Source organism: Pseudomonas sp. MDT2-39-1, from assembly GCF_054898085.1.
In genome coordinates, this window is the sequence record NZ_CM142716.1 from 4,541,035 (window position 1) to 4,563,727 (window position 22,693).

Below are 22,693 nucleotides of genomic sequence, written 5' to 3' on the forward strand. Positions count from 1 at the left end.
CTTGCCCGCGAAGAACGATAACGCGATTGCATCAGATAAACCGCAGACATAAAAAGCCCCGCCTGATCGACTCAGGCGGGGCTTTTGTGTTTCAGCAGGTGAGGCTTAGTTCGAGCTGACAGCCGAACGCGGGATCACGGGCTGGTTGTCGTTGGAAATGGTTACTTCCACCCGACGGTTCATCGCACGACCCGAGGTGCTGGTGTTTTCCGCAACCGGGTATTCCTTGCCATAACCCTGCGCAACGACGCGTGCTGGATCAACGCCCATTTTCACCAGCGCCATGCGCACGGAACCGGCACGACGCTCGGACAGCGACTGGTTGTGGCTCGCGGTGCCGGTGCTGTCGGTGTAACCCTCGACGATCACTTTGCGATCAGGGTTTTCCGAAAGGAACTGCGCCAGTTTGTTGATGTTCACCAGACCGCTGGATTTCAGGTCAGCACGGTCGGTCGCGAACAGCACGTCACCGAAGGTCACCAGCGTACCGCGATCGGTCTGCTTGGCGTTCAGGCTGTCCTGCAACTGCTTGATCTGCTGATCGCGAGCATCGAGACGCGCCTGGGCACGTTGCGCGGCAGCGTTTTTCAGGTTGGCTTCAGCGGTGCGCAGGGCGATGGTCTGCTTCGCCACTTCAACACGCTGATTGGTCAGATAGGCCAGTTGGTCGACCTCGTTCTGATCTCTCTTGTCCAGATAAGCCTTGTCGGCCTTGTCCAGGTAATCGCTGGCGTCCTTGGTTTCCAGTGCCGCCACTTTGCTGGCTTGCGGGTTGGCTTGCAGGCCGCTGTAGTTGGTGCGGGCCTGATCCAGGTTCGCGTTAGGCGGGGTAGAGCAGGCAGCCAGTGCAACGCTTGCGGCCAGGAGAGCGGGGATCATCAATTGTTTACGCATAATAATTCGTCCTTTCTATCGATAAGAGCTTCAAGTCTGAGGTCGGGATGCGCGCTTACTGCACGGTGCGCTGGCTTTCCTGACGCAGTTCCTGAACCCCTTTCTGGGAGTCCTTTACAGCCTGTTCGGCCTTCAACGCCTGAGCTTTGCGTTCAGCTACACGAGCGTCCCACTCAGCCTGTTCGGCCAACACTTTGGCCTCGGCATACTTTTTGTCATGCATGGCGATTTCGGCTTGTTTGAGCTTGTCCTGCGCGGACTTCATTTCCACGGCGGCGAACTCGGTGCCGCCGGCGCTGACGGCGCCATTCACAGCGGATTGAGTCACGGCGAATTGCTCGGTCGGCGGATTGCCAGCGCAACCGGCCAGTACGAAGCTGCTGCCGATTGCCAGGGCAGCCAGTTTCAAACCGCGCAGGTGATTGAACGAGGACTTGGCAGTGCTGATCTTCATGGTCTTCAACTCCATTGGTATAACTCCTGAAAAACTTAAAAATCCATGCTGGGCAAGGAGCCGTAACCGTCAATTTCCGGTGTGTTTTGAAACGGCCGTCCCAGGCGTGGTTAATGCCTGTGACCCGAGGTGTTTTTCAAAAGTTCAGAGAAGATGGCCTATCGCCTGAAAATACTTTGAACGAGCGGAAAAGGCTCTAGATCGGGAACTTTGGCGAGGTGCGGCGGTATTCCTGGCCTTTTCAAGGCTCGGGAACACGCATTTTTGAAGGGGTACGCAGGTCAAATGTGGGAGCGGGCTTGCTCGCGAAGGCGTCGTGTCAGTCGCCATCTGCTTGACTGATGCACCGCTTTCGCGAGCAAGCCCGCTCCCACAGGTTCGGTGGGGAATCAGTGCTTTTGCTTGTCGTCACCGGATGACAAATCGTGCAGATGACGTCTGGACAACGCGAGAAAGCGCGGGGTCGGGCCGACGTCTTCGTACAGCGGATCACCTTCTTCATCGGTGGACACCACGGTCGATCCTTTCACGTAGGGAAAGCTCTTTTCGAGCTCTTCCAGCGCGGCGCCGATCAGCTCGCCAAGCAGTTCTTCGGGTTGGCGTTTGGGGTACATCTCGGTAATCGCCGCCAGCCGTGCGGCCGCTTCCATGTCCAGATGAATCCTGTAACCGGTATCGGTCAGGCGACCCTTGGCGTTTTCTTCCCAATGCTGGGCAAGTTTGCGGATTTTCATAAAAACCTCATTGCGCTCCTGCTCGTGGCAGGCGGTGTGAGTGTCCGCCTATGCTCGGCGGCAAGCCGTTGTACGGCTTACTCTTCAGACTAGCTTGAACGCACAAGGTTTAACGTCCCTTCGTCGTCTGCTTGTAAGAAGCGCTTTAGCGCGGCACTCTCTGCTATCAGAGCATGGCATTCCAAGACCCCCGGATTTTCGCTGGAGAACTGCTGATGACCGATATTGATGCACGCTTGCGCGAGGACGTTCACCTGTTGGGTGAGCTGTTGGGCAACACCATTCGTGAACAGTACGGGGACGGCTTTCTCGAGAAGATCGAGCAGATCCGCAAGGGCGCCAAAGCCGACCGTCGTGGTTCGATGGACGCTGAGCTGAGCGCCAGCCTCAACCAATTGAGCGAAGAAGAGTTGTTGCCGGTCGCGCGGGCGTTCAACCAGTTTTTGAACCTGGCCAATATCGCCGAGCAGTATCAGCTGATTCACCGCCGCGAAGAGTCGCAGCCGGCCCCGTTTGAGGCGCGAGTGCTGCCGGAACTGCTCGCGCGCCTGCGCGCCGAAGGCCACAGCGCCGAATCCCTCGCCCGGCAACTCGGCCGGCTGGAGATCGAACTGGTCCTCACCGCTCACCCGACCGAAGTGGCACGCCGCACGCTGATCCAGAAATACGACGCCATCGCCGCGCAACTGGCCGCCCAGGACCATCGCGACCTGACCACAGCCGAACGCGAACAGATCCAGGCGAAGTTGCAGCGTCTGATCGCCGAAGCCTGGCACACCGAAGAAATCCGCCGCACCCGGCCGACGCCGGTCGACGAAGCCAAATGGGGTTTCGCGGTGATCGAGCATTCGCTATGGCAGGCAATCCCGAACTACATGCGCAAGGCCGATAAAGCCCTGCATGCCGCCACCGGCCTGCATTTGCCGCTGGAAGGCGCGCCGATCCGCTTCGCCTCGTGGATGGGCGGCGACCGCGACGGCAACCCGAATGTGACGGCCGCCGTGACCCGCGAAGTCTTGCTGCTGGCGCGCTGGATGGCCGCTGATTTGTACGTGCGCGATGTCGATCAGCTCGCCGCGGAACTGTCGATGCAGCAGGCCAGCGATGCGCTGAAAGCCAAGGCTGGGGACAGCGCCGAACCTTATCGCGCGGTGCTTAAACAGTTGCGTGAACGTCTGCGGGCCACGCGTAACTGGGCGCACGCTTCATTGACGGCCACCACCCCGGCGCCAGCCGATGTACTGCACAACAACCGTGACCTGCTCGACCCGCTGGAGTTGTGTTACCAGTCTTTGCACGAGTGCGGCATGGGCGTGATCGCGGATGGTCCGTTGCTCGATTGCTTGCGCCGCGCGGTGACCTTCGGGCTGTTCCTGGTGCGGCTCGATGTGCGCCAGGACTCGTCGCGGCATACCGCGGCCATGACTGAAATCACCGATTACCTGGGCCTCGGTCGCTATGAAGACTGGAGCGAGGAGGAGCGCATCGCCTTCCTGGTGCGTGAACAGAACAACCGTCGGCCGTTGCTGCCGGCGTACTTCAAACCGTCGGCCGACACCGCCGAGGTATTGGCGACGTGCCGGGAAATTGCGGCCGCCCCGGGGGCTTCTCTCGGCTCCTATGTGATCTCCATGGCCGGTGCCGCTTCCGACGTACTCGCCGTGCAACTGTTGCTCAAAGAGTCCGGCGTGTTGCGGCCAATGCGCGTGGTGCCGCTGTTCGAAACCCTCGCCGACCTCGACAACGCCGGTCCGGTGATTGAAAAGCTGTTGCTGCTGCCGGGCTATCGCTCGCGCCTGCAAGGGCCGCAGGAAGTGATGATCGGCTATTCCGACTCGGCCAAGGACGCCGGCACCACTGCGGCGGCGTGGGCGCAATATCGGGCGCAGGAGCGCCTGGTCGATATCTGCCGCGAGCAGCAAGTCGAGCTGCTGTTGTTCCATGGTCGTGGCGGCACCGTGGGACGCGGCGGCGGTCCGGCGCACGCGGCGATTCTGTCGCAGCCACCCGGTTCTGTAGCGGGGCGTTTCCGCACCACCGAGCAGGGGGAAATGATTCGTTTCAAATTTGGCCTGCCGGACATCGCCGAGCAAAATCTCAATCTGTACCTGGCCGCCGTGCTGGAAGCGACCTTGCTGCCGCCCCCTCCACCGGAACCGGCCTGGCGCCATCTGATGGACGAATTGGCCGCCGACGGCGTCAAGGCTTACCGCGCCGTGGTGCGGGAAAATCCGCAGTTCGTCGAGTATTTCCGCCAGTCCACCCCGGAACAGGAATTGGGACGTTTGCCATTGGGCAGTCGCCCGGCCAAGCGCCGTGCCGGCGGGATCGAAAGCCTGCGCGCCATTCCATGGATCTTCGGCTGGACCCAGACGCGTCTGATGTTGCCGGCCTGGCTTGGCTGGGAAGCGGCGCTGAGCAAGGCGCTGGAACGTGGCGAAGGCGAGCTGCTGGGGCAGATGCGCGAACAGTGGCCGTTCTTTCGCACACGCATCGATATGCTGGAAATGGTCTTGGCCAAAGCGGATTCCGACATCGCCCGATCCTACGATGAGCGCTTGGTCGAGCCGGATTTGCTCCCTTTGGGTGCGCATTTACGCGACCTATTGTCGCAGGCCTGCGCTGTGGTCCTTGGGCTGACCGGCCAGTCTCAGCTACTGGCACATAGCCCTGACACCCTCGAATTCATCCGCTTGCGCAACACCTATCTCGACCCGCTTCATCTATTGCAGGCCGAACTGTTGGCGCGTTCGCGGCAACAGGAAGTGGCGCAGGGCAGCCCGGTAGAACAGGCGCTGCTGGTGTCTGTGGCGGGGATTGCTGCCGGTTTGCGAAATACCGGCTAAGGTTTTCGTCGTGGGGGAAGGCGCCCGGCGCGAGCATCGGGTGCCTGTGGGCGAGGGGCAGAAAAGGTCTGCCAGGCGACAGTTATTGATGGGGTTGCGACTTGGGGTACCCCGTCGAAAGGTCACGCGTGGCGCAGGTTTCTCCGACTTTCGGCGGCTTGTGTGGTCCGGGCCTGCTGTGTATCTTGATCAGCCTTTGGCCGTTTGGGCGGTCACGACCCTGTTTTTGAGATTGGCCCCACGAGGCGAATCCGTTGTTATCTATATAAAAAATTGAGGAGCACATCGATGCGCGTCATTCTGCTGGGAGCTCCCGGGGCCGGTAAAGGTACTCAGGCTAAGTTCATCACCGAAAAGTTCGGCATCCCGCAAATCTCCACCGGCGACATGCTGCGTGCTGCGGTCAAGGCCGGCACCGAGCTGGGCCTGATCGCCAAGAGCGTCATGGACAGCGGTGGCCTGGTTTCCGATGACCTGATCATCAATCTGGTCAAAGAACGCATCAGCCAGGCCGATTGCGCCAACGGTTTCCTGTTTGACGGTTTCCCGCGCACCATTCCTCAGGCTGAAGCCCTGGTGAAAGCCGGCGTCGAACTGGATCACGTGGTCGAAATCGACGTCAAGGACGAGGACATTGTTCAGCGTATCGCCGGTCGTCGCGTGCATGAGGCTTCCGGCCGCGTGTACCACATCGTCTACAACCCGCCGAAAATTGCCGGTAAAGACGACATCACCGGTGAAGAGCTGGTGCAGCGCAAAGACGATACCGAAGAAACCGTGCGTCATCGTCTCTCCGTCTACCATGCGCAGACCGAGCCACTGGTGAAGTTTTACCAGGAGCTGTCCGTCGCTCAGGGCAAACCGAAGTACAGCCACATCGAAGGTGTTGGCTCGGTTGAAGCGATCACCGGCAAGGTGCTTGAAGCGCTGAACTGAAAAGTCTGAACTGCTTCATCTACTACGGCCCGCTTGCGGGCCGTAGTTGTTTATACTGGCGCACTTTTTCTGACCTCTCTTACGGACACATCGATGAGCACCTTGCTGGCCCTGGACACCGCGACTGAAGCTTGCTCCGTTGCCTTGCTGCATGACGGCAAAGTCACGAGTCATTACGAGGTGATCCCGCGCCTGCATGCGCAGAAGTTGCTACCAATGATTCAGCAACTGCTGGCGGATGCCGGGACCACCCTGCAAGCGGTCGATGCCATCGCATTCGGACGTGGGCCGGGTGCGTTCACGGGTGTGCGGATCGCCATCGGCGTGGTGCAGGGGCTGGCGTTTGCGCTGGATCGCCCGGTGCTGCCGGTGTCCAACCTGGCCGTGTTGGCGCAGCGGGCGTATCGCGAACACGGCGTGAGCCAGGTCGCGGCCGCCATTGATGCGCGGATGGATGAAGTGTATTGGGGTTGCTACCGCGAAACGGCGGGCGAGATGCGTCTGGTCGGTCATGAAGCGGTGTTGCCGCCGGAAGTGGCCGCATTGCCAGTTGATGCCAGTGGTGAATGGTTCGGCGCCGGCACGGGTTGGGGGTATGCCGAGCGCATCGGCGTCAACCTGAGCGGGCAGGACGCAGGCATGCTGCCGCACGCTGAAGACCTGCTGACGCTGGCGCGGTTTGCCTGGGAGCGCGGTGAGGCGATCGTTGCGGATGAGGCTCAACCGGTCTACCTGCGCGATAAAGTGGCGACACCGAAAGCGCGTTAATTCCGAGACCGAGTTGACCCCTTCGCGGGCAAGTCGGATCGCCGCACCGCTCGCTCCAACAGGTTTTGTGTCGTTCACATATTTTGGGGGCGGCTCAAAACCTGTAGGAGCGAGGCTTGCCCGCGAAAGCGATCTATCAGATATTGCCAATCGTCACTTTCTAACCCCCGCTTTTAAACCTTTTCGTATTTCTGTGTTCTAGTTATCACTCGGCGGTTTGCGAAGTGGGTTATGTGCCATTAGACTGCCACTACTGATACCGGACATGTACTCCATGCGTATAGACGGCGTTTCCTCCCAGTCCTACCCCATCAAGCGCAAGCCCCGCAAAGGCCCTGTGGCGGATGACGACTACGTCGATATCGACGGCGATCTGGAAATTCCGTCCGAAGAGCAACTGGCTGCCCGCGCCGCCAAAGCTTCCGCGCAACGCTTGAGCAATCTTCCGGCGCGTCAGCAAGACATGATCTACCACCGCGCCATGAAGAAAAGCGTAGCCATGGCACTCGCCAGCTACCTGAGTACCGCCGGTTTTGTCGATTGGGATGCGGATGTGCTGGGCCTCGACCTGTACATCTGATGTTGCTGCCTTACTACCTCGGCTGCCCGTCCTGGAGTGAAAACGCCTGGCGCGAATATCTGTATCCGCCGGACGCCAAACCCGCCGAATTTCTGAATCTCTATTCCCAAGTATTCAACGCCGTGGAAGGCAATACGACCTTCTACGCGAGCCCGGCTGCCAGCACTGTGCAGCGCTGGGCCGAGACCATGCCCGAACACTTTCGCTTTACCGCCAAGTTTCCCGGCGAGATCAGCCACAGCGGTGACCTGCGCGAACAACTGACCGCCGCCGAAACCTTCCTGCAATTGCTCAGCCCACTCGGTGAACGGGTTTCGCCCCTTTGGCTGCAATTGTCGAAAAGCTTCACCCCGCACCGATTGCCCGAACTGGCCGGCTTCATCGATGCCCTTGATCGACCGCTGGCCGTTGAAGTGCGGCATGACGAATTCTTCGCCAAAGGTGATAGCGAGCGACTGCTCAATCGTCTGCTGCTGGATCGTGGCGTAGAACGCATCTGCCTCGATCCGCGCGCGCTGTTCAGCTGCACATCGACCGATCCGTCGGTGCTCCACGCCCAATCGAAAAAGCCCAGAGTGCCGCCGCGTCCGGCAGCGTTTACTCAATTCCCGCAGGTGCGGTTCATCGGCCATCCACAGCTTGAGGCGAACGATCCGTTCCTGGAGCCATGGGTCGAGAAAATCGCCGTGTGGGTCGAAGAGGGTCGTACGCCCTACATTTTCATGCACACCGCCGATAACCTGCTGGCCGCGAAACTGGCGCAACGTTTTCACGCAAAACTGATGCTGCGTTTGCCTGGCTTGCCGCCGTTGCCTGAGCTATACAGAGAGCCCGCCGCCGAGCAACTTGGCCTGCTCTGAGGCGGCTTCGTTCCCCTTTTCAGGAGCCTGCCAATGGATGCGCAAACCCTTCGAGCCCAGGCGTTCAAAGCACTGCACGAACGCGAGGGCGCTTTTGTCATTCCCAATCCGTGGGACGCCGGCTCGGCGAAGATGCTCGCCAGCCTGGGTTTCGAGGCGCTGGCGACCACCAGTGCCGGTTACGCCTTTTCCAACGCCCGGCCCGATGGCGCATTGACGCTGGACGATACGCTGGCGAACGTCCGGGCGATTGTCGCGGCAACCGAGCTGCCAGTGGCGGTGGACCTGGAAAACGGCTTCGCGGACGATCCAGCCGAGTGCGCACAGAGTATTTTGCAGGCGGCGGCGGCCGGTGCTGTCGGTGGTTCAATCGAAGATGCCACCGGTCGTGAGGAGGCGCCGATCTACTGCTTCGAACACGCTGTGGCGCGCATTGAAGCCGCCGTCGCAGCCGCTCGCAGCTTGCCTTTCCCGTTCATGCTGACCGCCCGTGCCGAGAACTTTCTGCACGGCAATCCTGACCTGGCCGATACCATTCGCCGTTTGCAGGCGTTCGCCGAGGCGGGTGCCGACGTGTTGTACGCGCCGGGTCTGCGCAGCGCTGAAGACGTGTTGGCGGTGGTCCGCGCCGTTGCACCCAAACCGGTCAACGTGTTGATGTCCGGCGGGCTCAAATTGACGGTCGAGCAGTTGAGCGAAATGGGCGTTAAACGTATCAGCGTCGGTTCGGCGCTGGCTTTGGCGGCTTATGGTGAGTTTTTTCGCGCGGCCGAAGAGATCAAGACGTCGGGCACCTTCGGGTTCACGTCACGGTCCATGCCGTACGCCAAGGCCAATCAATTGTTCAAACGCTGACGGTGCGGTTTCGGTGGTGGCTGTTGCTGATGCTGTTGATCATCGGTGCGGCGGGCGTGAGCGTCTGGCGCGGCTGGATCACGCTGCCACCCCAGTGGAACCCTTGGGCGCCGCTGGACGTGAAGGCTGAACCGAACTTTCTGACGCGCTACAAACTGATGCGCCTGCGCGATGATCCGCAATTGTGTGATCAGGCCTTGAGCAGCTCCGGATTACGCGTTGCGCATCAAGCCGACAGCCCCGGTGCGACCTGTCCGTTGATCAACACTTTGCGTGTGCAGGGCGGCGATGTGGCGCTGAACAGCAGCTTCCTCGCCAGTTGCCGTCTGGCGGTTTCGTTTGCCCTGTTCGAACACCATGCCCTGCAACCCGCCGCGCAAGCGGTGTATGGACAGCCCGTCAGTCGGGTCGATCATCTCGGCAGCTTTGCCTGCCGCAACGTCTACGGTCGTGAAAACGGCAGGCGAAGCCAGCATGCCAGCGCCGACGCGCTGGACATTGCCGGTTTTCGCCTGGCTGACGGTCGCTCCATCAGCGTGCTCAAGGATTGGCCGAAGGATAATCAGGACGCAAGGTTTTTGCGCCAGGTTCGCGATGGCGCCTGTGGCCTGTTCAGTGTGGTGTTGAGCCCGGACTACAACGCCGCCCATCGCAATCACTTTCATGTCGATGTCGGGCCGTGGTGGGTGTGTCGCTGAGGCTTAAGCGGCGATGCGCAGGTTCTGCAGGACGATCGGGCGAGCCCAGCCGTTATCGAAATCGAATTGTTTCTGTTGCGCCACCAGTTCTTCGGGGGAGAACGGTGGGAACGGTTTGTCCAGTAGGTCGAGTTCGAATTCGGCGATCGGCAAGTGCAGCGGACGCGGTTGTGGCGCAGGGGCGGCTTCGGGCACAGGCTGACCGGCGGTGAGCACGATCGGACGCACCCAGCCACTTTCGAAGTCTTGTTGTTTCTGTTGCGCGACGATTTCTTCGGCCGGGAACGGCGGGAAAGGTTTGTCGGCCAGGTCCATTTCGAACTCGGCAATCGGTAGGAACAGCGGCTCGGGTGGCTTGACTTGGGTTTCTTTCACATCGCATTCGCGCTGGCTGACGATGTGCGCCAGCAGTTCGCTGCCGACGGTCGGCTCCACAGGGCTTTCGAGATCAACTGGTGGGAAAGTCCCGCACGCCGGCACCACATCGGTCGACTGTTCAGCCAGGGCCTGGGCAAAAAAATCCTGCCACAGGTGACTGACGCCGCTCAATGCCTGTGAATTTCGCAGGCCATAATCGCCATGACGCGATAGGTAGCCTACGGATGTGGATTGAATGCCTGACATTTTTCTCGGTCGACGCTCAGCTCTGGCAAAATGCTCGTTAGTTTTGTTATCGGCCGTTTTTGCCGATCATTAATTTTTTGAGCGTGTTTTCCCATGATTGAGCAACCTGCGGCCTGCCGCATCCACGTCGAGGCCTCGGCCCCGGCGTTTCAGCCACAAGCCGAGCAATGGGCCGAACGCCTGGGCTTGCCTTTGCACGTGGATGACGGCGAGTTTGCCTTGCAGGTGGGCGAACAGGGTTTGCAGCTGCAACAACTCGGGCCGGACGCACCAGGGCCGGTGCGGGTGGACTTCGTCGAAGGTGGCGCGGCGCATCGCCGGTTGTTCGGCGGTGGCACGGGGCAGATGATCGCCAAGGCGGTTGGCATCGCCCAAGGCGTGCGTCCGCGCGTGCTGGATGCCACGGCGGGGCTGGGCAAGGATGCGTTCGTGCTGGCGAGCCTGGGCTGCGAGATGAGCCTGATCGAGCGGCAGCCGCTGATCGGTGCGTTGCTTGAGGATGGGCTGGCCCGTGGTGCGGAAGATTTCGATGTCGCGCCAATTGTGGCGCGGATGAAGTTGCTCAAGGGCAATTCGATCGAGGTGATGCGCAACTGGGAAGGGGAGCCGCCGCAGGTGATCTACCTCGACCCGATGTTCCCGCATCGTGAGAAAACAGCGTTGGTGAAGAAGGAAATGCGTCTGTTTCGGCCGTTGGTTGGCGATGATCCGGATGCACCGGCGCTGCTCGAAGCCGCGTTGGCACTGGCCAGCCATCGGGTGGTGGTCAAGCGACCGCGCAAGGCGCCTTGTATTGCGGGGCCCAAGCCGAGCCATGCGCTGGACGGGAAATCCAGTCGGTATGATATTTATCCGAAGAAAGCACTCAAGCCCTGAGATCGCGTCGCCTCATTCGCGGGCAAGCCTCGCTCCTACAAAAAGCACCACCGTCCCTGTAGGAGCGAGCGGGCGGCGATCCGACTTGCCCGCGAAGACGCCAGACCAGACACCCAATATCTATCAGGCTAACTCAGGTCGATAAGCCCGCATAAACAACCCCACCACTTCCCGCACATGCTCCTCGGCCGCATCGCCCGTCACCGGCTCGCCACAGCCATACAGCAAGCGGAAATTCCCGGCGCCCTTGAGCAGGCAGAAGAAATGCTCGGCCGCATTACGCGGTTTATCGATGCTTAACGCGCCGCTCTGATCAACCTTCGCCAGCAACCGCTCCATGCCATGCAGCATGCGCTGCGGCCCGGCTTCGAAGAAGATCAGCGAGAGTTTCGGGTCCTGGCTGCCCAGGGCCATCATCAGCCGATGCAGGTTCACTGATTCATCGCTGTTGATCAGCTGATGAAAGCCGCGCGCGATGTTCAGCAGCACCGTTTCTACCGAAATGCCATCCGGTAACTCGAAAAACAGCGTGGGCAACTGCTCTTCACACTTGGCCATCACGGCGGCGGAGAACAGCGTCTCCTTGTCGTTGAAGTGGCTGTAGACCGTCAGCTTCGACACGCCGGCTTCGGTCGCCACGGCATCCATGCTGGTGTTGGCGTAACCATTACTCAGAAACAGAATTTTCGCCGCATCGAGGATGGCCTGGCGCTTGGCCAGATCCTTGGGGCGGCCCGGACCGTTGGGTGCTGAAAGATTGTTCGACATTCTTCGCTTTAATACTGGACTGGTGAGTTTGCTATTAATAACATACTGGCCAGTATAATTATTCCAAGCACCATTAGCGAAAGGTCCTTCACCATGTTCCGCTATGCCTTGCCCCTCGCGTTGCCAGTCAGCCTGGCGTTTTTATTGTCTGCGTGTGGCCACGAAGAGGCGCCTCAAGTCACTGTCCGCCCGGCCATGGTCGTGCAGCCAGAGCCTTCGGCGCAGGCAATGGAAAGCTATCCGGGTGAAGTGCGGGCTCGTTATGAGCCGGACCTGGCGTTTCGCATTGGCGGCAAGGTCAGCCGACGATTGGTCGAAGAGGGGCAGCGGGTCAAGGCCGATCAGCCTCTGGCCGAGCTCGATCCTCAGGACGTACGCCTGCAACTGGAAGCCACCCGTGCCCAAGTGGCCGCCGCCGAGGCCAATCTGAGCCTGGTGCGCGCCGAGCGTGATCGCTACAAGACGCTGATGGACCGTCAGATGGTCAGCCGTTCGCAGTACGACAATTCCGAAAACCTTTACCGATCCGGTGAAGCGCGCCTCAAGCAAATCAAAGCCGAATTCAACGTCTCGACCAATCAGGCCAGCTACGCGGTGCTGCGTGCGCCTCAGGATGGCGTGGTGGCTAAACGCGCAGTTGAAGTCGGGCAAGTGGTGGCGGCCGGGCAAACCGTGTTTACCCTCGCCACCGATGGCGAGCGTGAAGTATTGATCAGCCTGCCGGAGCAGAGCTTTGGGCGCTTCAAGGTCGGTCAGCCAGTGTCGGTAGAACTCTGGACCCAACCCGATCAGCGTTTTGCCGGGCGCATCCGTGAGCTGTCGCCCGCTGCCGATCCAAAATCCCGCACCTTCGCAGCCCGAATTTCATTCACCGGCGGCAAAGTCCCTGCCGAACTCGGCCAGAGCGCCCGGGTATTCGTCCAGACCGCTGACGTGATACCGCTGTCTGTGCCGCTGTCGGCACTGACGGCGGAAAACCGCGCGACCTACGTCTGGGTTGTCAGTGCCAACAATACCTTGAAGAAAACCCCGGTCCGGGCCGGTGCCTTCGGCGAGAAAACCGTCCCGGTGCTCGAAGGCCTGAATGCCAGCGACTGGGTGGTCGCTGCTGGTGTCCATGTCCTTCTGGAGGGGCAGCAAGTGCGCCCGGTGGATCGCTCCAACCGCGTGGTCAATCTGGCGGACAAGGAGTAATCCCCGATGGGTTTCAATCTTTCCGAATGGGCGCTGCGCAATCGCCAGATCGTACTGTTCCTGATGCTCTTGCTGGCCATCGTCGGCGCGCTTTCCTACACCAAACTCGGCCAAAGCGAAGACCCGCCGTTCACCTTCAAAGCCATGGTGATCCGTACCAACTGGCCGGGCGCCACCGCGCAGGAAGTCTCGCGACAGGTCACCGAACGCATTGAAAAAAAACTGATGGAAACCGGCGAATACGAGCGCATCGTTTCGTTTTCGCGCCCTGGCGAATCCCAGGTGACCTTCATTGCGCGTGACTCCATGCATTCGGTGCAAATACCGGAGCTGTGGTATCAAGTCCGCAAAAAGGTCAGTGACATTCGGCACACCTTGCCGCCGGGTATTCAGGGGCCGTTTTTCAACGATGAATTCGGCACCACCTTCGGCAATATCTACGCGCTGACCGGCGACGGTTTTGATTACGCGGTGCTCAAGGATTACGCCGACCGCATCCAGGTCCAGCTGCAACGGGTCAAGGATGTGGGCAAGGTCGACCTGCTCGGGCTGCAGGACGAGAAGATCTGGATCGAACTCTCCAACGTCAAACTCGCGACACTCGGTTTGCCATTGGCCGCCGTGCAGCAAGCCCTCGAAGAGCAGAACGCGGTGTCCACGGCCGGGTTCTTTGAAACCACCAGCGAGCGTTTGCAGCTACGGGTTTCGGGGAATTTCCAGACGGTCGACGAGATCAAGAACTTCCCGATCCGCGTCGGCGATCGCACCTTCCGCATCTCCGATGTGGCGGATGTGCGTCGCGGCTTCAACGATCCGCCGGCACCACGCATGCGCTTCATGGCGGAAAATGCCATCGGCCTGGCCGTGGCGATGAAGGAGGGTGGCGACATTCTGGTGCTGGGCAAGGCGTTGGAAATCGAGTTTGACCGCATCCAGAAGAACCTCCCGGCGGGCATGCAGCTGCGCAAGGTCTCGGATCAGCCAGCAGCGGTGAAAACCGGGGTCGGCGAGTTCGTTCAGGTGTTGGTGGAGGCCCTGGCGATTGTGTTGCTGGTGAGCTTTTTCTCCCTTGGCGTGCGCACCGGTATGGTGGTGGCGCTGGCGATTCCGCTGGTGTTGGCGATGACCTTCGCCTGCATGTATTACCTCGGCATCGGCCTGCACAAGATTTCCCTCGGCGCGTTGGTGCTGGCGTTGGGTTTGTTGGTGGACGACGCGATCATCGCCGTGGAAATGATGGCGATCAAAATGGAGCAGGGCTTCGACCGCATCAAGGCCGCCAGTTACGCCTGGACCAGCACCGCGTTCCCGATGCTCACCGGCACTCTGATTACCGCTGCCGGGTTCCTGCCGATCGCCACCGCGCAATCGGGCACTGGCGAATACACGCGTTCGATCTTCCAGGTGGTGACCATCGCGTTGTTGGCTTCGTGGATTGCGGCGGTGGTTTTTGTACCGTATCTGGGGGAAAAACTCCTGCCCGACCTGGCGAAAATTCATGCTGCCAAACACGGTACGGGTCAGCCCGATCCTTACGGCACGCCGTTCTATCAGCGGGTCAGGCGCTTGGTGGAGTGGTGCGTGCGCTGGCGTAAAACCGTCATCGTGCTGACCGTGGTGCTGTTCATCGGCTCCATCGTGCTGTTCCGATTTGTGCCGCAACAATTCTTCCCGGCCTCGGGTCGACTTGAATTGATGGTTGATTTGAAACTCGCGGAAGGTGCGTCCCTGAGCAACACCGCCGATGAGGTCAAACGCCTTGAAGCGCTGCTGAAGGATCACGCCGGCATCGACAACTACGTGGCCTATGTCGGCACCGGATCGCCGCGTTTTTACCTGCCGCTGGATCAGCAACTGCCGGCGGCGAGCTTCGCTCAGTTTGTCGTCCTGGCCAAGACCATCGAGGAGCGCGAGACCCTGCGCACCTGGTTGATCGAAACCCTCAACGAACAATTCCCGGCCCTGCGCTCGCGGGTCACACGACTTGAAAATGGTCCGCCGGTCGGCTATCCGGTGCAGTTCCGGGTGACCGGTGAGCACATCGAGGAAGTCCGCGCACTGGCCCGTAAAGTGGCGGCCAAGGTTCGCGAGAATCCGCACGTGGTGAACGTGCATCTGGACTGGGAAGAGCCTAGCAAAGTCGTGTACCTGAACGTTGATCAGGACCGCGCCCGGGCGCTGGGCGTGAGCACGGCGAACCTGTCGAAGTTTCTGCAAAGCTCCCTGACCGGTTCCAGCGTCAGCCAGTATCGCGAAGACAACGAGTTGATCGAGATCCTGCTGCGCGGCACCTTGCACGAGCGCACCGAACTGTCGTTGCTGCCAAGCCTGGCGGTGCCGACCGATAACGGTCGCAGCGTGGCGCTGTCGCAAATCGCGACTCTGGAATATGGCTTCGAGGAGGGCATTATCTGGCACCGTAATCGCCTGCCGAACGTGACGATCCGCGCTGACATCTACGGCAAGGAACAACCGGCGACGCTGGTGCAGCAAATCATGCCGACCCTCGATCCAATCCGCGCCGAATTGCCCGATGGCTACTTGCTGGACGTCGGCGGCACGGTGGAAGACTCGGCCCGTGGGCAGAACTCGGTGAAGACCGGCGTGCCGCTGTTCATCGTGGTGGTGTTGACCTTGCTGATGCTGCAATTGCGCAGTTTCTCCCGCACGGTGATGGTGTTCCTGACCGCGCCGCTGGGCTTGATTGGTGTGACGCTGTTCCTGATGGTGTTCCGTCAGCCGTTTGGTTTTGTGGCGATGCTCGGGACCATCGCATTGTCCGGGATGATCATGCGTAACTCGGTGATTCTGGTGGACCAGATCGAACAGGACATCGCGGCCGGGCTCAAGCCGTGGCAAGCGATTATCGAAGCCACGGTGCGGCGTTTCCGGCCGATCGTGTTGACTGCGCTCGCGGCAGTGCTGGCGATGATCCCGTTGTCACGCAGCGTGTTCTTCGGGCCGATGGCGGTGGCGATCATGGGCGGATTGATCGTGGCGACGGCATTGACGTTGCTGTTTTTACCGGCGTTGTATGCGGCGTGGTTCAGGATCAAGAAAGAGTCGGTCTGACTTCCTACGACAATCTCGGATCTCTCTGATATTGAGTCAGAGAGATCCGGATGCTGTACTCGAGGCTCAGTTTAATGAGCACTTGAGATATCAATGATGAAAAAACCGCCCGTGCTCACGGGGAGGTCGGACCCAGTGTTTGACTGGTTGGTGCAATCACCCCACAAAGAGCGACTCCCGGACTATCTCGCCTTGCTCAAGCCGCTGGATGATCAGGGGCGGTACCTTCCATTCGACGAAGTACGCTATCGCTGGTCGCCAGGAATGGATTCCAGTCTGTGCTGGGCGTTGGTGAAGAAAGCCCGGATCGCACAATATTCAAGCCTTCTGCCGTTGGGCGAGCCCGTTCAGTGGGGCAACTTCGTGCTGACCCCGTTGGCGCAAAAAGCCATTTCGATCGTCGACCGACAAGCCACGACCGCTGCGCTGGAGTACATGACCAGCCAGATCGGTGAGCATGCGCATTTCAGCTATCTGCTGAATGATCTGATCGAAGATGAAGCCATCAGCAGTAGTCAGCTCGAAGGTGCGGCCACCACCACGCGAGTGGCCAAGGACATGCTCAAGCGCAAGCGTCTGCCGCGCACGCCGGATGAGCGAATGGTGGTGGGCAATTACAAGATGATGAACTTCGCCTGGGAACAGCGTTACGAACCGTTGAGTGTCGAACTGATGACGGCGATGCACCGTGTTGGTGTCGAGGGTATTGATGACGCTCAGTATTCCCCAGGGGTATTGCGGGCCAACGACGATGTGGTGGTTCAGGACGGGGAGGGCAACACCGTTTATACACCGCCGCCTGCTGCGGGTCTGGTTTCGCGATTGCGTACATTGTCGGAATGGATCAACCAGTCACACGACAATCCCGAGCGGGTGGACTATCTGCATCCGATGATTAAAGGCATCGCGCTGCATTTTGCGCTGGGTTATGAGCATCCTTTCCGTGACGGAAACGGGCGAGTCGTGCGGGCGCTGTTTTACTGGTTCATGTTCAAGAATGATTTCTCTGCGTTTCGCTATATAGCGATCAGCATTTTGCTGCGTAATGCGCCGGTGAAATATGGGCGATCCTATTTGAATACCGAGGCTGATGATCGGGATCTGACTTATTTCATCGACGTTCAGTGTTCAGTGATTCTGCGAGCTGTCAGTGGTTTTACCGAGGCATATCGGAAAAGTCTGGCGTATACGGAACGCTTTGATCGCTGGCTGACAGAATCCGGATTTTTCGATCGCCTGACCGAGAAGCAGCGCGCCGTTTACCAAGTGGCCAAGAGTGGAATGGCGAAAGAGTTCACGGCAGTCAATGTGAAGGAGAATCTGGACTGCTCGTACAACACCGCCTCAGCCACTTTGAATGGGCTGGTGGAGTTGAATGTGTTTGAGAAGAGAAAAATAGGGCGTGAATGGGTGTTCTTTCTGCGTGCCGCATCGGCGATCTGAACTTTTGTGGGAGCGAGCAAGCCCGCTCCCACAGGATCGGTGTTAAGGCTTAGAGCGTACCGAAAACTTTCTTCGCCAAACTCGTTGCCGCCGCCGCAGGGTTCTGGCGGATGGTTTCTTCCTGTTTGCCGATCATCTCGAACAAACCATTCAGCGCCTGCTCGGTGACGTAGCTTTCGATGTTGGCGTTCTTGGTATCCAGCACACCCATGGTCGCTGCCTGGCCGGCGAACGTGTTGTATTGCTTGGCCAGGCCGACCTGGTCGGTGGCTTGTTTCACGATCGGCAAGAATTTGAGGCGAATCTGTTCGCGGCTGGTTTTGCTCAGGTATTGGGTGGCCGAGTCATTGCCGCCGCTAAGAATCCCTTTGGCGTCCTCGACGCTCATCTTCTTGACGGCGTCCACCAGGATTGGCTGGGCCTGGGTCACAGCGGTTTCGGCCGCTTTGTTCATGCTGGTTTCCAGCTGAGTAACCTGATCACCCATGCCGAACTGTTTCATTTTGCTGGCGACTTTGCCCAGCTTGCCCGGCAGTTCGATTTTCACGTCCGGGTTGTTGCTGAAACCGCCCGGCGTGCCGAGTTGTTTGACGGCCAGTTGCGCGCCCTGGGTCAGGGCATCCTTGAGGCCACCGGTGGCGTCCTTTTGCGACAGGTCGCTGAGCGATAGTGCCATCGCGCTGGCGGAGATCATCAAGCCTGCGCAGAGGCCGGCGAAGCGAAGTGTAGGGCGGAACATGGCAGCTTCCTTGTACGAAAGAGGGGTTTAGCGGACGGCGTCGACGCGGATTTTCAGTGGCTGCGGATCGCGGCCATCAAGCTGTACGGCGTGGTGTTCGGTGGTGATGAACATCAGTTTGCCGTCGACTTCGATGCGCGCACTGACGGAATAGCGATGGCCGGGTTTGATCTGGGCCGGATCGTACCTCAGATGAAACGGCAGCGGCACCTGGCCTTTGACCGGGCCTTTCTGTTCGTCGAGGACAACGGCGGGCGCGTCGGCGAGGGACACGTCCTGCAGGCTGACGCTCAAGGTGGCGCTCGGCGGCAGGGCGATGCGTTGCAGGTAGAAGACTCCACCGTCGAGGCTGGTTTTTGCGGCAGGTTGCGTGGTTTGGCAGGCACTGAGCAAAGCAGCCAGTCCCAGAAGCGAAAGTTTTTTCATGAATTGAATCCCTGTCCTTGGCGCCCGAAGAAGACCGGCGCCAACGACAATTTAACGGATTTTTTCAGCTGAGGGCTTAGAAGTTACTGTCTGGTTTGGTACGAACGTTGCGGACAATAACGTCCTCAGGGCGCAGGTGATCGACACCCAACTCCACTGCGTGATCTTTAGTGGTCGCGAAGATCACTTGTTCGATGGTTTCGATCCGTGCACGGATTACATATCGGTGGCCAGGCAGCACATCGCCCATCTGGTACAGCAAGTTAAAGTCCAACCCGGTTGTTTCTGCGTGAGGAATGACTTGCTGGGCGAGCTCTTTGGCAGGTGCGTCTGCGGAAGTGATGTCCAGCAGATTGACGTGAAGTGTCGAATTGGTTGGTAACTCAATTCTGAGCAGATAGTGCACGGTGCCGCTGATGCTCTTTTCGTAATCGTTGCTCATTTTGATTTCCTTATCAAAATAATCGTCGGGAATGACGAGTCGTCAGCATATAGCCGAGAGCAACGAACACTATGTAGGGCATTTCCCTACTTGCTGAGCGAATAGGCAGCAATAGGGATAACGAGCAACGAAGGTGAACTTGTCGAGCTTATTTCAAGTCGTGCTAAAGGGCTTCAATACAACGGATCCCGGATAGACCGCTATTGAATTCAGATATTCGTTTTCGGTGGCAGTCAGGGTATAGCGCTTGCCGGGTACGACAGTGGCGGGATCGTATTCCAGATAAAATGCCTCCGCCGTTTTTTCGCTGATGTATATCTGAGTCACGAGTGCACGTGTGTCGTCGTGCTCGTGGGCGGCAACGGTGACGGCGTGCTCGGGTTCGACTGATCGAGGCGCTTGCGCCTGGATATAGAGACGGCCGATCGGGCTGAGATGCAGGGTCTGTCGGTGCGGCGCACGGTGGACAATCACAAAATAGTCCAGGTCAATCAACAGGGGGACTCCATTGTGGGTCATGTTGATCGTCACAAGGTATTTGACGCTGACATCGGAATAGTTGTGCGCAAATGAAAAGTTCCAGTGCCCACTACGCACTGTCGGTTCACGGAATTGCGCTACGTTCACGGGGGAAGAAGTATTGGCAGTTTTAACGCTTATATAGGTTTCACCCTTACCATCACTTGGGGGCAAAAATTCTCCAGGCAAACTAAAAGTGAGGGTGACGTATTGGCTGGTGTCTTCCAATGGGTTCATTGCGATATCCGTATCTGGATTAAATGGGACCTTATTAATCCATATCTGACAGACTATAAGAACATCCTTGTTCCTATAGACATTGTCAGAAAGTTACGGACTACTTCAACTAGCCTGGTCCGCCGCATCTTCACTTCGATGCAACGCTACCTGACGGATCGACAACCGAATCTCCGCCGGCAACACCCGTTTGGCCGCACCTTCCGCCAGCTCACCCAGCAGTTCGTGGTAACTCAGCTTGCCGGCCTCGTCGCGCTTGAGCACGTCGAGATCCAGCAGGGTTTGAATGAAGTGCCGGAACAGGCTCTTGTCGAAGAACTCCGGGGCATTCAGCCCGTGCAGGATCGACAGGCGCTGGGCCATGACGGTGCACAGGTCTTCCAGTTCTTCGGCGCTGATGCTGTTCTGGCCGCTGTTGAGCAGCAGGGACACAGTCATGTAGAAGCGTTGCAGCGTTTGGGCGATGCTCTTCGACAGCAAGGTCAACAACACGAAATGCCGCGAGCTTGGCGCCGGGCGCAGGTAGACGTCGTTCTCGAAACGCAGCAGACCTTGCTCGACGAACGCTTCGAGCCATTGATCGATCACGCCATCCAGCTCGTCCAGCGTCCAGCGAATGAACAGTTCTGATTGCAGGTACGGATACAGCGCCCGGGTGTAGCGCTGGATCTGTTCGCGGCTCATGCGCGAGGCACTTTGGAAGAAACTCGCGAGCAAAGCGGGCAGGGCGAAGATGTGCAGCACGTTGTTGCGGTAGTAGGTCATCAGGACAGCGTTCTGCTCGTCCAGGTACAGAATCTTGCCCAAGGCATCGCTCTGCTCGGACAGCAGGTCCATATCCTTCACATGCTCGATCAGCGCTCGACCGTCACCTTCCGGCAGCGTGGTGTGCGTCGAGTACGGCACCTTGCGCAACAGCGCCAGATACAAATCAAGCACCCGCGCCATGGCGCGATCGTCCAGCGCCAGGCGGGTGGTGGACAGTAGCGCCAGGGCCACCAGGTTGACCGGGTTGATCGCCGCCGCTTCGTTCAGATGCTGCGCGACTTTCTCGCCCAAACGGTTGGTTGTTTCGTTGAGCCAGGCCGGTTTGAACTGCGGACCGAGTTCCTGTTTACGCCAGTCGGGCTGTTCGTTGTCGAGGAACTCCGCGAGTTTGATCGGCTCGCCGAAGTTCACCGCCACCTGGCCAAAACGCTGTTTGAGCGCGCCGATGACGTTGAAAATGTCGAAGATCGATTCTTTCTTCTTGCTCGCGCCGCGCAGTTCGCCGAGGTAAGTCCGGCCTTCCAGTACACGCTCATAACCGATGTACACCGGAATGAACACGATAGGCATGCGCGACGAACGCAGGAAGCTGCGCAGGGTAATCGCCAGCATCCCGGTTTTCGGTTGCAGCATGCGCCCAGTGCGCGAGCGGCCGCCCTCGACGAAGTACTCGACCGGGAAACCTTTGGTGAACAGGGTGTGCAGGTATTCGTTGAACACCGAGGTGTACAGCGGGTTGCCCTTGAAAGTACGGCGCATGAAGAACGCACCGCCGCGACGTAGCAGGCCGCCGATGCCCGGCATGTTGAGGTTGATCCCGGCGGCAATGTGCGGCGGGGTCAGGCCGTTGCGAAACAGTAGGTAGGACAGCAGCAGGTAGTCGATATGGCTGCGGTGGCACGGCACATAGATCACTTCGTAGCCCGGGGCGACCTTCTGCACGCCTTCGATGTTGTTGACCTTGATGCCGTCGTAGATCTTGTTCCAGAACCAGCTCAGCACCACTTCCATAAAGCGGATCGCGGTGTAGGTGTAGTCCGAGGCGATCTCGTTGCCGTAGCGCAGGGCCTGGGCCTTGGCTTTCTCCGGGGAGATGTTTTCGCGCTCGGCTTCGTCGAGGATCGCTTGCTTGACCAGCGGCTGGTTGAGCAGGCCTTTGACCAGGTTGCGACGGTGCGAAATGTCCGGGCCGATCACCGCAGCCTTGAGGTTGCGGAAGTGCACGCGCAGGATCCGCTGGGCCATGCGCACGGTGCGCTCGTGGCCTTTGTCGTGGTCGATCAGCTCGCGCAAGTGAATCGGCGCCGAGAACTGCACCCGGGTCTTGCGCCCCAGCACGATGATGCTCAGCAACCGGCGCAGGCGCCCGGTCACGGCCCAGCTGTCGGCGAAGAGCAATTTCCACGGACTTGATTCGCTGTCAGGCGACTGCCCCCAGAACACGCTGACCGGAATGATCTGCGCGTCTTCTGCGGCGTTCTGGCTCAGGGCACTGACCAGACGGGTCAGGGTTGGCGGTGCGCCGCGTTTGTCCTGACGGCCGAGCCAGTCGGGCTCCGGCGTCAGGTAGAAAAACGCGGCCGGTTCCACCAGGTTGCCCACCGACACTGGCAGCACCGGACGGGGCAGGCCTGCCTTGCTGCATTCGGTGTCGACCACGGCGAGGTCAGTCAGCGAAGGATTTTGCAGGACGTAGAACACCGGACGACTGCGGTCGAGGTTGAGGGTGAACGACGACTGGTTGATCGTCTCCGAGCGAACCCAGAGATAGAGCAGTCGGCGCAGGGTGCCAAACACAAGACGGCGGAACGGGGAACGGGTCATACGGCATCTGCATGAGTGAATGAAACCGAGCGTTTGCTCGGGCGGTCGGTAGTGTGCCGGATTCGTCGAAAATCGGCAAAAAAGCGGCGAAGTAATCTCCTGTTGAGAGTTTTGATGCCTGTCATATACTCGGCGA

The 22,693-nt window shown here is 59.3% G+C and carries 21 protein-coding genes; 11 read left to right on the forward strand and 10 right to left on the reverse strand.

Translation table 11 applies throughout. From position 1 onward, the window contains the following. Positions 1 to 105: 105 nt before the first annotated feature. The 3 genes from ACYZTM_RS21155 to ACYZTM_RS21165 all read right to left on the reverse strand — a co-directional run bounded on the left by ACYZTM_RS21155 (position 106) and on the right by ACYZTM_RS21165 (position 2,082). Positions 106 to 894, reverse strand: coding sequence for an OmpA family protein (locus tag ACYZTM_RS21155; protein ID WP_461984466.1), 789 nt, complete (start codon positions 892 to 894; stop codon positions 106 to 108). A gap of 55 nt (positions 895 to 949) precedes the next feature. Further along, a complete protein-coding gene (locus ACYZTM_RS21160; RefSeq protein ID WP_131063158.1) occupies positions 950 to 1,363 on the reverse strand; it encodes a DUF4398 domain-containing protein in 414 nt (137 codons plus the stop codon). 374 nt (positions 1,364 to 1,737) lie between these two features. Next, positions 1,738 to 2,082 carry a pilin assembly protein gene (locus tag ACYZTM_RS21165; RefSeq protein WP_461984468.1) on the reverse strand — a complete coding sequence of 115 codons (345 nt, stop codon included), beginning with the start codon at positions 2,080 to 2,082 and terminating at the stop codon, positions 1,738 to 1,740. Positions 2,083 to 2,297: 215 nt separating this feature from the next. Here ACYZTM_RS21165 and ppc point away from each other — a divergent pair, with 215 nt between their 5' ends. From ppc to ACYZTM_RS21200, 7 genes are all read left to right on the forward strand, one after another. Next, positions 2,298 to 4,928 carry a phosphoenolpyruvate carboxylase gene (ppc, locus tag ACYZTM_RS21170; RefSeq protein WP_461984470.1) on the forward strand — a complete coding sequence of 877 codons (2,631 nt, stop codon included), beginning with the start codon at positions 2,298 to 2,300 and terminating at the stop codon, positions 4,926 to 4,928. Positions 4,929 to 5,216: 288 nt separating this feature from the next. Continuing rightward, the gene (gene adk, locus ACYZTM_RS21175; RefSeq protein WP_131063156.1) at positions 5,217 to 5,864 is read left to right on the forward strand and encodes an adenylate kinase; all 648 of its coding nucleotides are present in this window, start codon (positions 5,217 to 5,219) and stop codon (positions 5,862 to 5,864) included. 93 nt (positions 5,865 to 5,957) lie between these two features. After that, positions 5,958 to 6,632, forward strand: coding sequence for a tRNA (adenosine(37)-N6)-threonylcarbamoyltransferase complex dimerization subunit type 1 TsaB (gene tsaB, locus ACYZTM_RS21180; protein ID WP_131063155.1), 675 nt, complete (start codon positions 5,958 to 5,960; stop codon positions 6,630 to 6,632). Between the two features lie 274 nt (positions 6,633 to 6,906). After that, positions 6,907 to 7,212 carry a hypothetical protein gene (locus tag ACYZTM_RS21185; protein ID WP_131063154.1) on the forward strand — a complete coding sequence of 102 codons (306 nt, stop codon included), beginning with the start codon at positions 6,907 to 6,909 and terminating at the stop codon, positions 7,210 to 7,212. Continuing rightward, a complete protein-coding gene (locus ACYZTM_RS21190) occupies positions 7,212 to 8,072 on the forward strand; it encodes a DUF72 domain-containing protein (protein WP_461984473.1) in 861 nt (286 codons plus the stop codon). Before ACYZTM_RS21185 ends, ACYZTM_RS21190 begins: the two co-directional genes overlap by 1 nt. Before the next feature lie 33 nt (positions 8,073 to 8,105). Continuing rightward, positions 8,106 to 8,927: an isocitrate lyase/PEP mutase family protein gene (locus ACYZTM_RS21195; protein ID WP_131063152.1), complete on the forward strand. Its 822-nt coding sequence runs from the start codon at positions 8,106 to 8,108 to the stop codon at positions 8,925 to 8,927. A 29-nt stretch (positions 8,928 to 8,956) separates the two neighbouring features. Then, positions 8,957 to 9,625 carry an extensin-like domain-containing protein gene (locus ACYZTM_RS21200; RefSeq protein ID WP_461984475.1) on the forward strand — a complete coding sequence of 223 codons (669 nt, stop codon included), beginning with the start codon at positions 8,957 to 8,959 and terminating at the stop codon, positions 9,623 to 9,625. Between the two features lie 3 nt (positions 9,626 to 9,628). Here ACYZTM_RS21200 and ACYZTM_RS21205 read toward each other — a convergent pair whose 3' ends face one another. Continuing rightward, positions 9,629 to 10,249 carry an energy transducer TonB gene (locus ACYZTM_RS21205; protein ID WP_131063150.1) on the reverse strand — a complete coding sequence of 207 codons (621 nt, stop codon included), beginning with the start codon at positions 10,247 to 10,249 and terminating at the stop codon, positions 9,629 to 9,631. 93 nt (positions 10,250 to 10,342) lie between these two features. Here ACYZTM_RS21205 and ACYZTM_RS21210 point away from each other — a divergent pair, with 93 nt between their 5' ends. After that, on the forward strand, positions 10,343 to 11,125 hold the full coding sequence (locus ACYZTM_RS21210) for a class I SAM-dependent methyltransferase (RefSeq protein ID WP_010462878.1): 783 nt from the start codon (positions 10,343 to 10,345) through the stop codon (positions 11,123 to 11,125). A 123-nt stretch (positions 11,126 to 11,248) separates the two neighbouring features. Here ACYZTM_RS21210 and ACYZTM_RS21215 read toward each other — a convergent pair whose 3' ends face one another. Continuing rightward, on the reverse strand, positions 11,249 to 11,893 hold the full coding sequence (locus ACYZTM_RS21215) for a TetR/AcrR family transcriptional regulator (RefSeq protein ID WP_131063149.1): 645 nt from the start codon (positions 11,891 to 11,893) through the stop codon (positions 11,249 to 11,251). 93 nt (positions 11,894 to 11,986) lie between these two features. Between ACYZTM_RS21215 and ACYZTM_RS21220 the strand changes: the two genes are divergently transcribed. The 3 genes from ACYZTM_RS21220 (at position 11,987) to ACYZTM_RS21230 (ending at position 17,602) form a co-directional block, all read left to right on the forward strand. Then, complete coding sequence (locus ACYZTM_RS21220; RefSeq protein ID WP_131063148.1) at positions 11,987 to 13,087, forward strand: efflux RND transporter periplasmic adaptor subunit; 1,101 nt, start codon at positions 11,987 to 11,989, stop codon at positions 13,085 to 13,087. A gap of 6 nt (positions 13,088 to 13,093) precedes the next feature. Next, positions 13,094 to 16,159: an efflux RND transporter permease subunit gene (locus ACYZTM_RS21225; protein ID WP_461984478.1), complete on the forward strand. Its 3,066-nt coding sequence runs from the start codon at positions 13,094 to 13,096 to the stop codon at positions 16,157 to 16,159. 96 nt (positions 16,160 to 16,255) lie between these two features. Continuing rightward, positions 16,256 to 17,602 (forward strand): Fic family protein, encoded by a 1,347-nt coding sequence (locus tag ACYZTM_RS21230; RefSeq protein ID WP_461989174.1) that lies wholly within the window; start codon positions 16,256 to 16,258, stop codon positions 17,600 to 17,602. Between the two features lie 49 nt (positions 17,603 to 17,651). On the opposite strand, the gene ACYZTM_RS21235 is transcribed toward ACYZTM_RS21230, so the two are convergent. The 5 genes from ACYZTM_RS21235 to plsB all read right to left on the reverse strand — a co-directional run bounded on the left by ACYZTM_RS21235 (position 17,652) and on the right by plsB (position 22,557). Next, positions 17,652 to 18,341 (reverse strand): DUF4197 domain-containing protein, encoded by a 690-nt coding sequence (locus ACYZTM_RS21235; protein ID WP_461984480.1) that lies wholly within the window; start codon positions 18,339 to 18,341, stop codon positions 17,652 to 17,654. Between the two features lie 27 nt (positions 18,342 to 18,368). Beyond that, positions 18,369 to 18,767, reverse strand: coding sequence for a YbaY family lipoprotein (locus ACYZTM_RS21240; protein WP_461984482.1), 399 nt, complete (start codon positions 18,765 to 18,767; stop codon positions 18,369 to 18,371). A gap of 76 nt (positions 18,768 to 18,843) precedes the next feature. Further along, complete coding sequence (locus ACYZTM_RS21245) at positions 18,844 to 19,209, reverse strand: YbaY family lipoprotein (protein ID WP_131063144.1); 366 nt, start codon at positions 19,207 to 19,209, stop codon at positions 18,844 to 18,846. 153 nt (positions 19,210 to 19,362) lie between these two features. Further along, a complete protein-coding gene (locus tag ACYZTM_RS21250; RefSeq protein ID WP_461984484.1) occupies positions 19,363 to 19,965 on the reverse strand; it encodes a hypothetical protein in 603 nt (200 codons plus the stop codon). A 105-nt stretch (positions 19,966 to 20,070) separates the two neighbouring features. Then, entirely contained in the window at positions 20,071 to 22,557 is a 2,487-nt protein-coding gene (gene plsB / locus ACYZTM_RS21255) for a glycerol-3-phosphate 1-O-acyltransferase PlsB (RefSeq protein ID WP_131063142.1), read from the reverse strand. Positions 22,558 to 22,693 lie beyond the last annotated feature (136 nt).

Coding starts and splice junctions, on each gene's coding strand:
- ACYZTM_RS21225 (WP_461984478.1), top strand. CDS start 13,094: ATGGGTTTCAATCTTTCCGAATGGGCGCTGCGCAATCGCCAGATCGTA.
- ACYZTM_RS21160 (WP_131063158.1), bottom strand. CDS start 1,363: ATGGAGTTGAAGACCATGAAGATCAGCACTGCCAAGTCCTCGTTCAAT.
- ppc (WP_461984470.1), top strand. CDS start 2,298: ATGACCGATATTGATGCACGCTTGCGCGAGGACGTTCACCTGTTGGGT.
- ACYZTM_RS21215 (WP_131063149.1), bottom strand. CDS start 11,893: ATGTCGAACAATCTTTCAGCACCCAACGGTCCGGGCCGCCCCAAGGAT.
- ACYZTM_RS21205 (WP_131063150.1), bottom strand. CDS start 10,249: ATGTCAGGCATTCAATCCACATCCGTAGGCTACCTATCGCGTCATGGC.
- ACYZTM_RS21250 (WP_461984484.1), bottom strand. CDS start 19,965: ATGAACCCATTGGAAGACACCAGCCAATACGTCACCCTCACTTTTAGT.
- tsaB (WP_131063155.1), top strand. CDS start 5,958: ATGAGCACCTTGCTGGCCCTGGACACCGCGACTGAAGCTTGCTCCGTT.
- ACYZTM_RS21235 (WP_461984480.1), bottom strand. CDS start 18,341: ATGTTCCGCCCTACACTTCGCTTCGCCGGCCTCTGCGCAGGCTTGATG.
- ACYZTM_RS21165 (WP_461984468.1), bottom strand. CDS start 2,082: ATGAAAATCCGCAAACTTGCCCAGCATTGGGAAGAAAACGCCAAGGGT.
- ACYZTM_RS21185 (WP_131063154.1), top strand. CDS start 6,907: ATGCGTATAGACGGCGTTTCCTCCCAGTCCTACCCCATCAAGCGCAAG.
- ACYZTM_RS21195 (WP_131063152.1), top strand. CDS start 8,106: ATGGATGCGCAAACCCTTCGAGCCCAGGCGTTCAAAGCACTGCACGAA.
- plsB (WP_131063142.1), bottom strand. CDS start 22,557: ATGACCCGTTCCCCGTTCCGCCGTCTTGTGTTTGGCACCCTGCGCCGA.
- ACYZTM_RS21240 (WP_461984482.1), bottom strand. CDS start 18,767: ATGAAAAAACTTTCGCTTCTGGGACTGGCTGCTTTGCTCAGTGCCTGC.
- ACYZTM_RS21190 (WP_461984473.1), top strand. CDS start 7,212: ATGTTGCTGCCTTACTACCTCGGCTGCCCGTCCTGGAGTGAAAACGCC.
- ACYZTM_RS21230 (WP_461989174.1), top strand. CDS start 16,256: ATGAAAAAACCGCCCGTGCTCACGGGGAGGTCGGACCCAGTGTTTGAC.
- ACYZTM_RS21245 (WP_131063144.1), bottom strand. CDS start 19,209: ATGAGCAACGATTACGAAAAGAGCATCAGCGGCACCGTGCACTATCTG.
- ACYZTM_RS21200 (WP_461984475.1), top strand. CDS start 8,957: ATGCTGTTGATCATCGGTGCGGCGGGCGTGAGCGTCTGGCGCGGCTGG.
- ACYZTM_RS21155 (WP_461984466.1), bottom strand. CDS start 894: ATGCGTAAACAATTGATGATCCCCGCTCTCCTGGCCGCAAGCGTTGCA.
- adk (WP_131063156.1), top strand. CDS start 5,217: ATGCGCGTCATTCTGCTGGGAGCTCCCGGGGCCGGTAAAGGTACTCAG.
- ACYZTM_RS21220 (WP_131063148.1), top strand. CDS start 11,987: ATGTTCCGCTATGCCTTGCCCCTCGCGTTGCCAGTCAGCCTGGCGTTT.
- ACYZTM_RS21210 (WP_010462878.1), top strand. CDS start 10,343: ATGATTGAGCAACCTGCGGCCTGCCGCATCCACGTCGAGGCCTCGGCC.